General features: G+C 68.5%; 16 protein-coding genes and 2 pseudogenes. 5 read left to right on the forward strand and 13 right to left on the reverse strand.

What is annotated here, in order from left to right:
- The first annotated feature begins 133 nt into the window (after positions 1-133).
- The 3 genes from QQK29_RS00700 (at position 134) to QQK29_RS00710 (ending at position 3,360) form a co-directional block, all read left to right on the forward strand.
- Entirely contained in the window at positions 134-1,444 is a 1,311-nt protein-coding gene (locus QQK29_RS00700; protein ID WP_284296962.1) for a quaternary amine ABC transporter ATP-binding protein, read from the forward strand.
- Complete coding sequence (locus tag QQK29_RS00705; RefSeq protein WP_284296964.1) at positions 1,444-2,385, forward strand: ABC transporter permease; 942 nt, start codon at positions 1,444-1,446, stop codon at positions 2,383-2,385. The genes QQK29_RS00700 and QQK29_RS00705 overlap by 1 nt, the downstream gene beginning before the upstream one ends.
- Before the next feature lie 69 nt (positions 2,386-2,454).
- Positions 2,455-3,360: a glycine betaine ABC transporter substrate-binding protein gene (locus QQK29_RS00710; protein ID WP_284296966.1), complete on the forward strand. Its 906-nt coding sequence runs from the start codon at positions 2,455-2,457 to the stop codon at positions 3,358-3,360.
- Positions 3,361-3,421: 61 nt separating this feature from the next.
- Here QQK29_RS00710 and QQK29_RS00715 read toward each other — a convergent pair whose 3' ends face one another.
- From QQK29_RS00715 to QQK29_RS00735, 5 genes and pseudogenes are all read right to left on the reverse strand, one after another.
- A complete protein-coding gene (locus QQK29_RS00715) occupies positions 3,422-3,844 on the reverse strand; it encodes a DUF6069 family protein (protein ID WP_284296968.1) in 423 nt (140 codons plus the stop codon).
- A 137-nt stretch (positions 3,845-3,981) separates the two neighbouring features.
- Positions 3,982-4,454: pseudogene (locus tag QQK29_RS00720) on the reverse strand (acyl-CoA thioesterase).
- Positions 4,455-4,477: 23 nt separating this feature from the next.
- A pseudogene (gene ettA / locus QQK29_RS00725) lies at positions 4,478-6,155 on the reverse strand (energy-dependent translational throttle protein EttA).
- A gap of 49 nt (positions 6,156-6,204) precedes the next feature.
- The gene (locus QQK29_RS00730; RefSeq protein ID WP_284296971.1) at positions 6,205-6,675 is read right to left on the reverse strand and encodes a DUF6993 domain-containing protein; all 471 of its coding nucleotides are present in this window, start codon (positions 6,673-6,675) and stop codon (positions 6,205-6,207) included.
- Positions 6,676-6,722: 47 nt separating this feature from the next.
- On the reverse strand, positions 6,723-7,205 hold the full coding sequence (locus QQK29_RS00735; RefSeq protein WP_284296972.1) for a single-stranded DNA-binding protein: 483 nt from the start codon (positions 7,203-7,205) through the stop codon (positions 6,723-6,725).
- A 698-nt stretch (positions 7,206-7,903) separates the two neighbouring features.
- On the opposite strand from QQK29_RS00735, the gene QQK29_RS00740 reads away from it, so the two are divergent.
- A complete protein-coding gene (locus QQK29_RS00740; protein ID WP_284296974.1) occupies positions 7,904-8,596 on the forward strand; it encodes a hypothetical protein in 693 nt (230 codons plus the stop codon).
- Positions 8,597-8,875: 279 nt separating this feature from the next.
- Here QQK29_RS00740 and QQK29_RS00745 read toward each other — a convergent pair whose 3' ends face one another.
- Positions 8,876-9,289 carry a hypothetical protein gene (locus QQK29_RS00745; RefSeq protein ID WP_284296976.1) on the reverse strand — a complete coding sequence of 138 codons (414 nt, stop codon included), beginning with the start codon at positions 9,287-9,289 and terminating at the stop codon, positions 8,876-8,878.
- 46 nt (positions 9,290-9,335) lie between these two features.
- On the opposite strand from QQK29_RS00745, the gene QQK29_RS00750 reads away from it, so the two are divergent.
- Positions 9,336-9,509: a hypothetical protein gene (locus QQK29_RS00750; RefSeq protein WP_284296978.1), complete on the forward strand. Its 174-nt coding sequence runs from the start codon at positions 9,336-9,338 to the stop codon at positions 9,507-9,509.
- 120 nt (positions 9,510-9,629) lie between these two features.
- Here QQK29_RS00750 and QQK29_RS00755 read toward each other — a convergent pair whose 3' ends face one another.
- The 7 genes from QQK29_RS00755 to msrA form a co-directional block, all read right to left on the reverse strand.
- Entirely contained in the window at positions 9,630-10,088 is a 459-nt protein-coding gene (locus QQK29_RS00755; RefSeq protein WP_284296980.1) for a hypothetical protein, read from the reverse strand.
- Between the two features lie 273 nt (positions 10,089-10,361).
- The gene (locus tag QQK29_RS00760; protein WP_284296982.1) at positions 10,362-10,856 is read right to left on the reverse strand and encodes a hypothetical protein; all 495 of its coding nucleotides are present in this window, start codon (positions 10,854-10,856) and stop codon (positions 10,362-10,364) included.
- A gap of 42 nt (positions 10,857-10,898) precedes the next feature.
- On the reverse strand, positions 10,899-11,051 hold the full coding sequence (locus QQK29_RS00765) for a single stranded DNA-binding domain-containing protein (protein WP_284296984.1): 153 nt from the start codon (positions 11,049-11,051) through the stop codon (positions 10,899-10,901).
- Positions 11,052-11,228: 177 nt separating this feature from the next.
- Positions 11,229-11,441, reverse strand: coding sequence for a methyltransferase (locus QQK29_RS00770; RefSeq protein WP_284296986.1), 213 nt, complete (start codon positions 11,439-11,441; stop codon positions 11,229-11,231).
- Between the two features lie 87 nt (positions 11,442-11,528).
- A complete protein-coding gene (locus tag QQK29_RS00775) occupies positions 11,529-12,095 on the reverse strand; it encodes a TetR/AcrR family transcriptional regulator (protein WP_284296988.1) in 567 nt (188 codons plus the stop codon).
- Positions 12,088-12,879, reverse strand: coding sequence for an alpha/beta fold hydrolase (locus QQK29_RS00780; protein ID WP_284296990.1), 792 nt, complete (start codon positions 12,877-12,879; stop codon positions 12,088-12,090). Before QQK29_RS00780 ends, QQK29_RS00775 begins: the two co-directional genes overlap by 8 nt.
- A 108-nt stretch (positions 12,880-12,987) precedes the next feature.
- A complete protein-coding gene (msrA, locus tag QQK29_RS00785) occupies positions 12,988-13,515 on the reverse strand; it encodes a peptide-methionine (S)-S-oxide reductase MsrA (RefSeq protein WP_284296992.1) in 528 nt (175 codons plus the stop codon).
- Positions 13,516-13,592: the final 77 nt, after the last annotated feature.

Raw genomic sequence — 13,592 nt, forward strand, 5'->3', positions numbered from 1 at the left:
GCTCGTATGGCAACGCGAAGACCGTGCCGTCACCCGGCGGCACTGCGTCCGAGGGAGCTCCGCTCCGCACGGGACGTCTCGTGGGCCCGGACCGTAACCGGAACCCGACGCTTCGGCGCGGGTCGAGGAGACCGTGACCGAGATCGCACTTCGCGCCGAAGGCCTCTACAAGGTGTTCGGCCGTCAACCCCAGGAGGCCGTGGAGCGGCTGCGCGCCGGAGCGAGCCGCGACGAGGTGCGGCCGGCCACCGCGGCCGTCATCGACGCGAGCTTCGAGGTGCGCAGCGGCGAGATCTTCGTCGTCATGGGGCTCTCCGGCTCGGGCAAGTCCACCCTGATCCGTATGCTCAACGGCCTGCTGGATGCGACAGCGGGCGAGGTCGAGCTCTGCGGCGAGCGGCTCACCGGCGCGAGCGCCGCCCAGGTGCGCGGCCTGCGCCGTCGCCGCGTATCGATGGTGTTCCAGCACTTCGCCCTGCTGCCCCACCGCACCGTGCTCGACAACGTCGCCTACGCGCTCGAGGTGCGCGGCGTGGCGAAGGACGAGCGACTCGAGGCGGCGCGGCGCACCGTCGACCTCGTGGGTCTTTCGGGCTGGGAGGACAAGCTCCCCGGCGAGCTCTCGGGCGGTATGCGCCAACGTGTCGGCCTGGCACGCGCTCTCACCGCCGACACCGACGTGCTGCTCATGGACGAGGCCTTCAGCGCCCTCGACCCCCTCATCCGACGCGAGATGCAGGAGCAGCTCGTGGAGCTGCAGAGCGCGCTCGGCAAGACGATCGTCTTCATCACCCACGACCTCAACGAGGCGATGTTCCTCGGCGACCGGATCGCCGTCATGCGCGACGGTCGCATCGTGCAGATCGGCACCCCGGAAGACATCCTCACCGACCCCGCCAACGACTACGTCGCGCAGTTCGTGCAGGATGTCGACCGCGCGCGGGTGCTCACCGCGTCGTCGGTCATGGAGCCGGCGCGCGCGACCGTCTCGGCGAGCTCCGGACCGCGGGCCGCCCTCAAGGTCATGCGCGATCTGCAGACCTCCGCCGTCTACGTCGTCGGACGCGACCGCGTGCTCACGGGCGTCGTGCGCGACCAGGACGCGATCCGTCTGCTGCGCGCCGGCACGACCGGCCTCGCATCCATCACCCACGACGACTTCGCATCCGTGAGCGTCGACACGCCGCTCTCCGAGCTCTTCGTACCGGCGGTCGAGAGCCCGCTGCCGCTCGCGGTGACCGACGATCGCAACCGCCTGCTCGGCGTCGTGCCGCGCGTGACCCTGCTCGCGGCGCTCGGCAACGTGTCGTCGCACACGGGTGAGCTGCCGACGGTGGAACCGCCGCCCACCGTGCCCATCACCGTCATGAGCGAGGCGCTCGACGCCGCGGATGCCGAAAGCGGTCGCGCGGTGCCGTCCGGCGCGCAGGAAGGAGCGGTCTGATGCTCGAGGGCTTCCGACTTCCGATCGGCGACTGGGTGGAAGGGGTCGTCGACTTCGTCACGACCTACCTCACCGTCGTCTTCGATGTGATCCGCAGCGTCTTCCTGGCGCTCTACGACGCCGTCGACTGGGTGCTCGCCGTGCCACCGTGGTGGGCGATCGTGCTCGTCGTGGTCGCCGTCGCCGTGTATGCGCGGGGCTGGCGGTTCGGTGCAGGCACGCTCGTGGGCCTGCTCGTGATCGTGGCGGTCGACCAGTGGGACAACGCGATGGACACCCTCGCCCTGACCCTCGTGGCCGCCTTCATCGCGGTGCTCATCAGCATTCCGCTCGGCATCTGGGCGGCGCGGTCGTCGACCGTCTCGGCGGTCGTGCGGCCGATCCTGGACTTCCTGCAGACGATGCCGGCGTTCGTGTACCTGATTCCCGCACTCATCCTGTTCCGCGTCGGCGTGGTGCCCGGCATCGTCGCCACCATCGCCTTCGCGCTCGCGCCGGGGGTGCGTCTCACCGAGCTCGGCATCCGCGGTGTCGACGCCGAGGTCGTCGAGGCGGGCCACGCGTTCGGCGCGACCCCGCGCCGCATCCTGCGCCAGATCCAGCTGCCGCTCGCGTTGCCGAGCATCATGGCGGGCGTCAACCAGGTGATCATGCTCGCCCTCTCGATGGTCGTCATCGCGAGCATGGTGGGCGCGCCCGGTCTCGGTCGCGACATCATCCAGTCGCTCAACCGCATCGACGTGGGGCTCGGCTTCGAAGCGGGACTCTCGGTGGTGATCCTCGCGATCCTGCTCGACCGCCTCACCTCCACGCTCGGCTCGGGGCGCCGCGGCTCCTTCGCCCGGCCCCGGCGCGGCAACCCGGCCACCGACCGCCCGGTCGGCGACGACTCGACGGGCGAAACGCCCGCCGACACGGTGTCGGTGACGACCTCGGCCTGACCGAGGCGACGACCGGCACGCACCCACCAATCGCTCCCGCCACAGCACGGGAGCCGAAAGGAAGAACGAATGAACAAGCGACTGCTCGCGAGCCTCGCGATCGGCGCCGTCGCGGCGCTCGGGCTGAGCGCCTGCGCGACGGATGCCGGATCGAACGGCGGCGACGGAGACGGCGCGAACGGCGGCGACAAGACCTCGCTCACGATCGGCGTCTTCAACGGCTGGCCGGAGGGCGAGGCCGCCTCGTACCTGTGGAAGATCATCCTCGAGGACAAGGGCTACGACGTGACGCTCGAGTACGCCGACGCGGGCCCCGTGTTCGCGGGCCTCAGCACGGGCGACTACGATGTGGCGCTCGACGGCTGGCTGCCCCTCACCCACGCCGACTACGTCAAGGAGTACAGCGACGTGGTCGACCTCGGCGCCTGGAACGAAGACGCCGTGCTGACCCTCGCGGTCAACGAGGACGCCCCGATCACCTCGATCGACGAGCTCGCCGCCAACGCCGACGCGTTCGGCAACAAGATCGTCGGCATCGAGCCGGGCGCGGGCCTCACGCAGGCCACGCAGGAGCAGGTCATCCCGACCTACGGGCTCGAGGACATGGAGTTCATCACCTCGTCGACCCCCGCCATGCTCGCCGAGCTGAGCGCCGCGATCGACGCGGGCGAGAACGTCGTCGTGACGCTGTGGCGCCCGCACTGGGCCTACGACGAGTTCCCCATCCGGGATCTGGAAGACCCGGAGGGCACGCTCGGCGCCGAGGAGTCGATCCACACCATGGCGCGCCCCGGTTTCGAGGACGACTACCCGCAGCTCACCGAGTGGCTGAAGGCGTTCACCCTCGACTCGGAGCTGCTCTACTCGCTCGAGAACGTCATGTACAACGTCGACGACGTGCCGCGCGACTTCACCGATGTCGTGACGCAGTGGATGTCGGAGAACCAGGAGTACGTGGACTCGCTCACGAGCTGAGCTGACCACTCGACGGCGACGCCGGCCACCCCGTGGGGTGCCGGCGTCGCTGCGTTGGGGGTCAGCGAGCCGGTGCGATCCGCTGCCCCACGAGCACCGCGGCACCCGCGACCACGGGGTGCATGAGCATGAGGGCGATGACGGCGCCGGGGGTCGCGCCCGGGAGGAACCCGGTCGCCAGCAGCACGGCGTCGGGCACGAACGAGAGCACGAGCAGCACGGGCACGAGCACGCGCAGCAGGCGGGCCGAGCGGCGCACGAGCCGCACCACGAGCGCCCAGCCGCCGATGGCGAGCAGGGTGCCGGCGATCGCGAAGGTGAGGTAGGCCTGCGGCTGCAGGGGCGGGAAGGCATCCCCCGCTCCTGCCGTGCGGGCCACGAGGGCGATGAGGCTCGTCGCGATCGCCACGGCGACGACCGCGGCGAGCACGAGCAGGGCGACGACGGAGGCGCGGGGAGCGCTGCGTTCGATGGTGGCGGTCATGGGGTCTCCTCGGCTGTGGCGAACGGTACGCGCCGACGCTACGGGCGTGGGTGCGGCATCCGGAACCGCCCGGTGGAGTAATCGGGGTGCTCCGGGGGAGTAGTCAGCACCCTCAGCGCGATGGGTGCGAGCGGGTGCTAGCCGCGCTTGGCGAAGACCACCGGCTGCTCGACGTAGGGTGCGAACCGCTCGCGCAGCTCGTCGGAGATGCGCACCGGGCGGCCGGTCGCGGCGTCGACCATGACGAGCGTCGTTGAGGCGATCGTGTAGCGGATGCGCGGCTGCGTGCCGTCGGGCGAGTACACCTCGTAGCAGATCTCGATGCTCGCTCCCCGATCCGCCCGATCCACAGCTCGACCACGATCGGACTGCGCTGGAACGGGATGGGCGCGAGGTACTCGACCTCCTGGCGCGCGATGAGGCTCAGCACCGGGGCGCCGGGCCGGGCGTCGAGCACCGCCGTGGGCCGCGCGTCGACGCCCTCGTCGGGGCGCCAGAACGCCTCCATACGCGCCTCTTCGAGCAGACGCAGCATCTCGGCGTTGTTGACGTGCGCGTACGCGTCGACGTCGCTCCAGCGCAGCCGGATCGGGATGTGGATGCGGGCCATGGATCGCCTCTGGGGAAGGGCGGTCAGTCGCGCGTGAGCTTGCGGTACACCGAGCGGTGCGGCTTCGCCGCCTCCGGGCCGAGGCGCTCGATCTTGTTCTGCTCGTAGGCGTCGAAGTTGCCCTCGAACCAGTACCAGTTCGCCGGGTTCTCCTCGGTGCCCTCGTAGGCCAGGATGTGGGTCGCGATGCGGTCGAGGAACCACCGGTCGTGGGTGATCACGACCGCGCATCCGGGGAACTCCAGCAGCGCGTTCTCGAGCGACTGCAGGGTCTCGACGTCGAGGTCGTTGGTCGGCTCGTCGAGCAGCAGCAGGTTGCCGCCCTCCTTGAGCGTGAGCGCGAGGTTGAGGCGGTTGCGCTCACCACCCGAGAGCACGCCGGCCTTCTTCTGCTGGTCGGGGCCCTTGAAGCCGAACTTCGACACGTAGGCGCGGCTCGGGATCTCGGTCTTGCCCACGACGATGATGTCGAGGCCGTCGGAGACCACCTCCCACAGCGTCTTGTTCGGGTCGATGTTGGCGCGGCTCTGGTCGACGTAGCTGATCTTGACCGTCTCGCCGATCTTGAGCTCGCCGCCGTCGAGCGGCTCGAGGCCCACGATCGTCTTGAAGAGCGTGGTCTTGCCGACACCGTTCGGGCCGATGACGCCCACGATGCCGTTCGGCGGCAGCGTGAAGCTGAGCCCGTCGATGAGCACGCGGTCGCCGAAGCCCTTCTGCAGGTTCTTGGCCTCGATCACGACCGAGCCGAGGCGCGGCCCCGGCGGGATCTGGATCTCCTCGAAGTCGAGCTTGCGCGTGCGCTCCGCCTCGGATGCCATCTCCTCGTAGCGCGCGAGACGCGCCTTGGACTTCGCCTGGCGGCCCTTGGCGTTCGAGCGCACCCAGTCGAGCTCCTCGGCGAGGCGCTTGGCGAGCTTGGCATCCTTCTTACCCTGCACCTCGAGGCGCTGGGCCTTCTTCTCGAGGTAGGTCGAGTAGTTGCCCTCGTAGGGGTAGAGGCGGCCGCGATCGACCTCGGCGATCCACTCGGCGACGTTGTCGAGGAAGTACCGGTCGTGGGTGATCGCGATGACGGCGCCGGGGTACTTCTGCAGGTGCTGCTCGAGCCACTGCACACTCTCGGCGTCGAGGTGGTTGGTGGGCTCGTCGAGCAGCAGCAGGTCGGGCTTCTGCAGCAGCAGCTTCGCGAGCGCGACGCGGCGCTTCTCACCGCCGGACAGCACCGAGATCTCGGCGTCGGCGGGCGGCGTGCGCAACGCATCCATCGCCTGCTCGAGCTGGGAGTCGAGATCCCAGCCGTCGGCGGCGTCGATCTCCTCCTGCAGCACGCCCATCTCGGCCAGCAGCGCATCGAAGTCGGCATCCGGATCGCTCATCGCGGCCGAGATCTCGTTGAAGCGGTCGAGCTTCGCCTTGATGGCGATGCCGTCCTGGATGTTCTCGATGACGGTCTTGGACTCGTCGAGCTCGGGCTCCTGCATGAGGATGCCGACGCTGAAGCCCGGCGTGAGCTTGGCCTCGCCGTTGGAGGGTGTCGAGCCCTGCCATGATCTTCAGGATCGTGGACTTGCCCGCACCGTTGGGGCCGACCATGCCGATCTTGGCTCCCGGCAGGAACGCCATCGTCACGTCGTCGAGGATGAGCTTGTCGCCCACCTTCTTGCGGGCGCGCACCATGGAGTAGATGTATTCGGCCATGCCTACGATCCTAGGCTGGCGCGGCGAGCGGCGTTGCCGGGGTCGGCGCTCAGGCGGGGCGGGCGGTGCCGACGATGCAGCGGCCCGTCGAGAGCACCTCGGTCACAAGGCTCGTGTAGCCGATGTTGCCCCACTGCCCGAGCAGGCAGGTGTCACCGAACCGGATCGAGAACACGACGTTGTCGGCTCCGATGCCGATCGCCGTCTTGTCGGGCGTGACCTCCATGTTCTCGCGCGGGTAGCCGTGCTCGACGAGGTTGTCGATGAACGCTGCGCCGCCGGTGGCCCCGCCTGCGTCGATGAGCTCGCGGTTCAGGTGATCGAAGTAGGACTGGTTGTCGGATGCCGTGCCGTCGAACGCCGGCTCGGGCGTCGGAGTCGGCGTGGGCGTGGGTTCGCTCGTCGTGCTGTGGCTTGATGAGGGCGTGGGCATCGGCTCGGGCGCCGTGCAGCCGGCGAGCACGAACGCACCGGCGACGGCCACGACCGCGCACGCGAGCGCTCGACGCGGTCGGGTCATCGCATCCTCCATGCTCGGCCCGCGCGAGCCGCGCGGCATCGACGAGTCTAGAACGGCGTGGCGAGCGCGGCCTGCGCCTCCTCGGGGAATCCGGCGGCATCCGCCGCGTCCGCCGCAGCATCCGCCCCGGCGTCGACGCCGGACGGCGTGCTCTCGGTGTCGACCGCGATCCGACGCGGCGTGCGCGTGTACTGCGCGCGGCCCCAGGCGAGATCGGGCCCGAGCGCGTCGGCGACGACCTCGACGTCGCGGCCGAGCTGCTCGCCGTTGCGCCACTCGCGCACCCGGAGCCGCCCGGCGACCACCACCCGGTGCCCCTTGTCGAGTGACGCGTGCACGTTGGCGGCGAGGTGCCGGAAGGCGGTGACGGTGAACCAGTTGGTCTCGCCGTCGACCCAGGCCTTGCTCGCGGCGTCGTAGCGGCGGCTCGTGGACGCGAGGCGGAACGAGCTGATCTCGAGCCCCTCGGCGGTGACGGTGTGCTTGATCGGCGTGGCGACGAGCCCCGCGACGGTGATGTTCTCGGACATCGGTGTCTCCCCTGTTCTGCGCGCCCTCTGATGGACGGCGCCCGGGGTCGTGCCGGTGACGTCCGGGCGCCGTCAGGCCAGGATGGCCGGGGCGGCGGGGCGCACAGGGCACCGCGACCGGATCCGGGGATGACCCACATCCGGTGCGGCGGTGCAGGAGAAGAGCTGCTGCGCGGCATGTACTCCCGCATCGCCGTGACACCGGCAACTCGCGGCGCGGGGGCGCATGGCCGACCGGCTCCGACTGGTGCCTGTCTCTGATCGAGCACGAGTGGCCGCCTACAGGCGGATGAGGCTCGCGATCAGTTCAGCCACTCCGGGCGGATGCTGGCCGAATACGGCGGCAAGAACGACAGCCACGGCGACGACGAGAACCTGAAGCGTTCGCCACCTCGCTTTGGTCTGGGCAGTCTTGTGGTCCCACTCGTTCGTCGAGCGGGACTGAGGAGGAGGCTCGGGCTTCTGGCTGAAAATAGGCATGGCGATCCGTTCTGACTGCGCTTGCAGTTCAATCGCCTAGATGCGGCGATTATGGAAGGTTCGCCACGGTGCCCTTTCTGCTCGGCTAGGGCGACACCCGTACTGGATCGCCTGACTGGATTTTACGCCCCGACCGGGGCGCGCCGCAGGAAGTTTGCTCAGGCCGCTTATGCCGCTGACCGAGCACGAGTGACGGCGCTGTGCGATAAGACCTAGGCGTGCAACCTTCGAGCCTGTGGGAACGCCTGAGCCCCGAGCAGCAAGACGACTTCGCGGGTGGGCTGCTCAATCAATACTTCGAGCGACTGGGCACAGTGGCCCAGAACCTAGATACCTGGAGCATCGACCCAACTAGTCAGCTCGCTGAGGACAATGCAGCCTCGGCGCTCTTTCGGCAAATGTCGTTCGAGCTGCACTACCTCGTTACCAACTCGCTCGAACACCTCAGCGTCGTTCAGAGCTTCTGGAACAGGGGCAGCGTCCCTCCGCTTACGCCCTTCACGCTCATCCGCTCGGCAATCGAGTCCAGCGCGTACGGCGTGTGGCTACAGGAGGCAGGAACGCTCAGCGCCCGGCTCATCCGGCTCCTCGAACTGCAATGGGATCAGAGGCTGAAAGTAGACACATACACCAAGGCCGCGGGCACTCACACCAAGGCGCTAACCGATTGGCTTGAGGCGGTTCTGATCGACACCAAGGACCGGCGCCCCAATCTGCGGCAGAGGACTATCAACGGCCTCCCGACGCTGACCGACCTACTCATCAAGACCGACCGGATCGTTACGCCCAATGCCATGATCGGGGGCTCGCTGCGTGGCGCGTGTGCTCGGGAGTCATGCACGGCAATCAGCACTTCTCCGCTGGCCTGTGTCGTCAAACTCCGGTGCTGCTCCCGAACGGAGCCCAGGTGACTCAGCACACCATCTCAATCAGCGGCCTCGCGATGACCTTGGATCCCGCAATCACCTATCTGGAGAAACTGACGGCGTTGATTCTCGCCAACAGCGCCCCCGCAAGGGCAGGCCCCCCGCGGTCTCAATTGCGGGTGGCCCTCCGCCTCCTCGGGTCCCATAGTCGGAAGCCCCCGCCTCGCGAGAGGATCGGGTGCTTTTCCGCATCTCGGACTACGACAGTGGATCCGCGACTGCGTAGAGCTCCGCGTTCTCCGGGCCGGTGCGGACGGTGAGCACTCAGGCCTCAACTGCGGCGCTGAGGAGCTTCGCTGCGGAGTTCTTGGGACACCTCGGATGCCGAGGTCTACTACCTCCGAGGTTGTCAGCTCCCCTCTCCGATGCGCTCCGCTCGAAATCGAGCAGCGCCACCTTCCGCGCCGTGGTGACCGCGAACTCTCCGAGGAAATCGTCTCCGTCAACGAGCGAGCGGAGGAGGTTGTGAACGGTCGTGGACTTGCCCGCCGGGTCTCTGAGCGAAAGGTGATCGGCCTTCGGGTCGTACTCCACGTACGCCGGGTACGTCTGCTTCTTGGAGCGCGACTGAACGGTGAGTGTCGCAACGTAGCCGCGAACCGAGCACGCCACGATCGAGGGGATTCCATGCGCGATGTCGAGCGCGAGTCCTTCAAAGCCCTCTTGAGTCAACGCCATGCTCCAACCGTGCCAGGGGTATCCACACCCTCGCTACCCTTCAGCCATGAGCGAAGGCGCATTCGATGTCGGTGACGATGTGTACGCGGCGGGCTACCGCGGCATTGTGATCGACATTCGGGAGACCTCAGACGGTGGCCGCACGGTCTACGGCGTCGAAGACCTCACCGGGGGCGTCAACTTCTACACCGCCCGGGGCCTGAGGCTCGCTACGGAATAGCACAGTGGACGACTTGCCGGAAAGCCCCAACTGCCCGAGCTGTCTCGTGTCCTTCGAGATCCTCGGCACGGTCGATCGCCCGCAGTGGGAGTGCCCGAGCTGCTGGCTCGTGCGGTTGCCCTAATGAACGCTGCCCGTTTGTTTTTCTGCGCGAAGGGGGTACTCATCGACATCGCCCTTCATCCGAACTGACGCCATGTACCAGGCCTTGACCCCTTTGCGCCCCAACTTTGTCCAATTCACGGTCACAACGGCCCCGTCCGGAAGGTCCCCAATGTACTGATTGCCGGACGGGTAGATGATTCCGCCGTAGGTCTCGATTGCCTGAAACGTCGTCTGCGTTGATCCTGCAACGGGGGCCTGATAGCTGACGTTGAGGCCGGGAAGCGGCTTCTTCGAAAGGTTGACCAACTGCCAATCGGTTACTCCCATACGACGCAGCACCAAGGGGTGCTTGCCGAGAGTGCGCCGCGACTGGGCGCGAGCTACTAGCCACGTGATTGCCAGCGTCACCAAAGTTGTTACTACGCTCGCAACGACAGACGGCAGGACAGAAGCCCACGGGTTCGGGTCGGACATGCGCCGATGCTAGCGGCTCTTGGCATTCGGTGAGTCACGACAGGCACGGGCGACAAATCGGGACGGTTCAGAAGGTTCACCTAGGCCGGAACCATGCGACATTCTGGGACGCCCGTTCACTGGACGGCGTAGACCTCGGGGCACACGTTGACCGCTTCGACGCTGAGGTTGCGATACAAGACGACTGGGAAGCCGGACACCCCCGAGACCCCGACAATTACCGCGACAGGTGGAGGCCTACTCGCACCGGGATGCGCCTTTCTTGCTAGGGCACTAGCTCCACTCAATCGGGTGTGCCTTGCGCCACCTGCGCGCCCTCCAACCGCTCGCATTCTCGCGCCGGCGCAGCTCGCCCTCATACGCGGCTAGGATGAGCCCCGCCCGCCTCGAACGGTTCTCCAGGTGGAAGAGCATTCTGGCCAGAGCCAAGCTCAGCGCGCTCACCACCACCAGCGCAGCAAGCTGAGCCCATGGCCCGAAGCTGAAACTAAGCGGCTCGAGCCCGAGCCAGCTGTACGGCCAATCGCTTATCGTTGCTCTTTGGGCCGGGATTGCCGTAAACACGATCGCTCCGTAGCCCAGAAAAACCGTGTACACGACCGACATCATCGGCGCCATGTGCGCGGATGCACTTCTGGCCACCAACGAGCGCAAGGCTGTCAATGCGATGCGCTGTTCTTCGTTTGGCGCCTCCGCAAAGGCCCTAATGCGCTCAGCGCTTGCGTCTCCGTCGATAAACACGTGGCGGGGGAATTCGGGCTTCGCCATGCCCCAAAACGTAGCGGATAAGCGCGTGTGTGATATTTGACTCTACGGCTCGCCGTCGACCCAGGCCTTGCTCGCGGCGTCGTAGCGGCGGCTCGTGGACGCGAGGCGGAACGAGCTGATCTCGAGCCCCTCGGCGGTGACGGTGTGCTTGATCGGCGTGGCCACGAGCCCCGCCACGGTGAGGTTATCGGTCATCGGTCTCTCCCTGTTCGGCGCGCCCTCAGCTGGACGGCGCCCGGGCAATCGTGCCGGTGACGTCCGGGCGCCGTCAGGCCAGGATGCCCGGCGCGGGGACGCGCGCAGGGTGCCGCGACCGGATCCGGGGATGACCCGCATCCGGTGCGGCGGTGAAGGAGAGGAGACCCCGCGAGTTCAGTGCTCGCGGAAGTCCGGCCACTCCGAACCGGGCTCGAGCGCGGCGTGCAGCGCGCTCTTCGCGACCTCGAGGGTGGGGTAGGTGCCTCGGTAGGTGTCGTCGTCGAGCAGCTTCATCTGGAAGCCCTCGGCGGTGCGGTGGATGGCGCCCACGGCGCCCGCGGGCCCGAAGGCGACCCACCGCTGTTCGACGGTCGTGCTCTCGCTCATGATCTGCTCCTTCGCGTGGCTGTCGACTGCCTCTGAATCGACCGTACCCCGCGGGGGTCGCCCCGTGTCGAGTACCCCTGAGAATCTTCAGCCGAGCTCCGCGAACCCCGCCCAGACCACGTCGAGCAGCCGATCGAAGCTCGCGTCGACATCGTCGGGCAACCCGAACCCGCCGGCCGCCTCGAGCAGCACGAAGCCGTGCACGGCAGCGCGCGCGATGCGCACGGCATCCACCTCGCGCGCCGCCAGCAGCCCCTCGCGGCGCACCACCCCGGCGAGCAGGGCGACGGCCCGCTCCCCCGCCGCGAGCAGCTCCGCCGACGCCTCGCGGCCGGGCGCGGGCTGACTGGCGAGATAGAGCCCCGGATGCGCGCGCGCCTCGGCGCGGATCGCCCGCCCCGCGGCGCGGAACGCGGCACGCCCCGAGGCGCCAGCCACCGCATCCGCCACCGCGTCGGCGAGTCGCGTGACCCCCACGACGGCGACCGCATCCCGCAGCTCGTCGAGCGAGCGCACGTGCTTGTACAGGCTCGGCACCGCGACGCCCGCCCGCGACGCCACGGCCGCGAGCGTGATCGGGGCGTGCGGGTCGGCGTCGAGCAGCTCGACCGTGAGGGCGACGACCGCGTCGCGGCTGAGGCCGGCCCTAGGCACGCGCGGCCACTTGCGCCACGAAGGTGCGGACGGCGGGCAGCACGACATCCGGGCGCTGGCGGTGCGGGTAGTGGGCGGCGTCGTCGACGAGCAGCGTCTGAGCGCCCGGCAGCACCTCGGCGATGTGCGCGAGCTCGGCCGCCGGATCGCGGAAGTCGGGATCGAGTGCGCCGACGATCGCGAGCGCGGGGGCTCGCACCTCGGCGATGCGCGCCGCGACGGGGGCATGGTCGAGCACGGAGGTGAGCCGACGGAACTCGGCGAGCCGACCGGGCCGGCGCAGCCATGCGCCGATCTCGGCGACATGCGCCTCGTGGTCGGCGGGCACGGCGCCCTTGTTGAGGGTGCTGCGGTAGTACCCGAGCCAGGCGGCCACACCCCACGGCCGGGCGAAGAGCGCCCGGAACATGAGGCGCATGGCCCAGGCGGGGCCTGCCCCATTGCGCACGAAGGGCGAGAGCAGCACGAGCCCGCGCACGAGCTCGGGCCGGTCCGCCGCGGCGAGCAGCGCGGAGGACGCACCCATCGAGGTGCCGACGATCACGGCGGGGCCGCCGAGCTGCTCGATGAGGGCGATCAGATCGGATGCCGTGGCCGGGTCGCCGAGTTCGGCGAACCCCGCGTCCGAATCGCCGTGGCCGCGCAGGTCGAGCGTCGCGACCCGGAAGCCGTCGGCCACGAGGGCCTCCGCGAGCGCGGTGTCGGCGGATCGCAGATCGCCCATCCCGGGCGCGGTCACCACGAGCGGGCCGTCGCCGCGCACCTCGTAGGCTACGCGGCCCACGGCATCCGCGGTTGCGGAGAGGGGCGGGTGAGGAAGGAGACGGTGGAGGTCACGTCGTAAAGCTAATGGCATTAGCTTTACGACGCAACCCCGAATCCGCTGGCGCGCTCAGGCCGCCTTGACGTACTGCGCGAAGCCCTTGCGCACCTTGTTGACCTTGGGCAGCGCGACCGCGAGGCAGTAACCCTGACCGGGATTCTTGGCGAAGAAGTCCTGGTGGTACTCCTCCGCGCGGAAGAACTCCCCGAGCTTCGTGACCGACGTCACGACTCCGTCACCCCAGATCTCCCGAGCGCGCTCGAGCGACGCCGTGAACTCGGCCTTCTGCTCCTCGTCGGCATAGAACATCGCCGAGCGATACTGGGTGCCGACGTCGTTGCCCTGGCGGTTCAGCTGACGCGGGTCGTGCAGCGTGAAGAACACGTCGAGGATGACGCTCGCCGGGATCACCGTCTCGTCGAAGGTCACCGCGACGGCCTCGGCGTGGCCCGTGCTGCCCGTGCACACGAGCTCGTAGCTCGGGTTCGGCACCGATCCTCCCGTGTAGCCCGACACGACGTCCGTCACGCCCTCGAGCGTGCGGTACACCGCATCCAGGCACCAGAAACAACCGCCGGCGAGAACGAACGTGCGCATGATGCGACCTGCTTTCGTGTGTTGGGGACACTGGATGCAACGCAGCGGATGTCGCATCCGTTCCCCGGGTGCGTTGG

The organism is Homoserinibacter gongjuensis (assembly GCF_030161875.1).
Lineage (GTDB): Bacteria > Actinomycetota > Actinomycetes > Actinomycetales > Microbacteriaceae > Homoserinibacter > Homoserinibacter gongjuensis.

Bases quoted from the DNA above. Each gene is read 5' to 3' on its own strand.
- QQK29_RS00745 (WP_284296976.1), bottom strand. From the start codon at position 9,289: ATGGCGTTGACTCAAGAGGGCTTTGAAGGACTCGCGCTCGACATCGCG.
- QQK29_RS00730 (WP_284296971.1), bottom strand. From the start codon at position 6,675: ATGACCCGACCGCGTCGAGCGCTCGCGTGCGCGGTCGTGGCCGTCGCC.
- QQK29_RS00705 (WP_284296964.1), top strand. From the start codon at position 1,444: ATGCTCGAGGGCTTCCGACTTCCGATCGGCGACTGGGTGGAAGGGGTC.
- QQK29_RS00760 (WP_284296982.1), bottom strand. From the start codon at position 10,856: ATGGCGAAGCCCGAATTCCCCCGCCACGTGTTTATCGACGGAGACGCA.
- QQK29_RS00750 (WP_284296978.1), top strand. From the start codon at position 9,336: ATGAGCGAAGGCGCATTCGATGTCGGTGACGATGTGTACGCGGCGGGC.
- QQK29_RS00715 (WP_284296968.1), bottom strand. From the start codon at position 3,844: ATGACCGCCACCATCGAACGCAGCGCTCCCCGCGCCTCCGTCGTCGCC.
- QQK29_RS00755 (WP_284296980.1), bottom strand. From the start codon at position 10,088: ATGTCCGACCCGAACCCGTGGGCTTCTGTCCTGCCGTCTGTCGTTGCG.
- QQK29_RS00765 (WP_284296984.1), bottom strand. From the start codon at position 11,051: ATGACCGATAACCTCACCGTGGCGGGGCTCGTGGCCACGCCGATCAAG.
- QQK29_RS00770 (WP_284296986.1), bottom strand. From the start codon at position 11,441: ATGAGCGAGAGCACGACCGTCGAACAGCGGTGGGTCGCCTTCGGGCCC.
- msrA (WP_284296992.1), bottom strand. From the start codon at position 13,515: ATGCGCACGTTCGTTCTCGCCGGCGGTTGTTTCTGGTGCCTGGATGCG.
- QQK29_RS00735 (WP_284296972.1), bottom strand. From the start codon at position 7,205: ATGTCCGAGAACATCACCGTCGCGGGGCTCGTCGCCACGCCGATCAAG.
- QQK29_RS00710 (WP_284296966.1), top strand. From the start codon at position 2,455: ATGAACAAGCGACTGCTCGCGAGCCTCGCGATCGGCGCCGTCGCGGCG.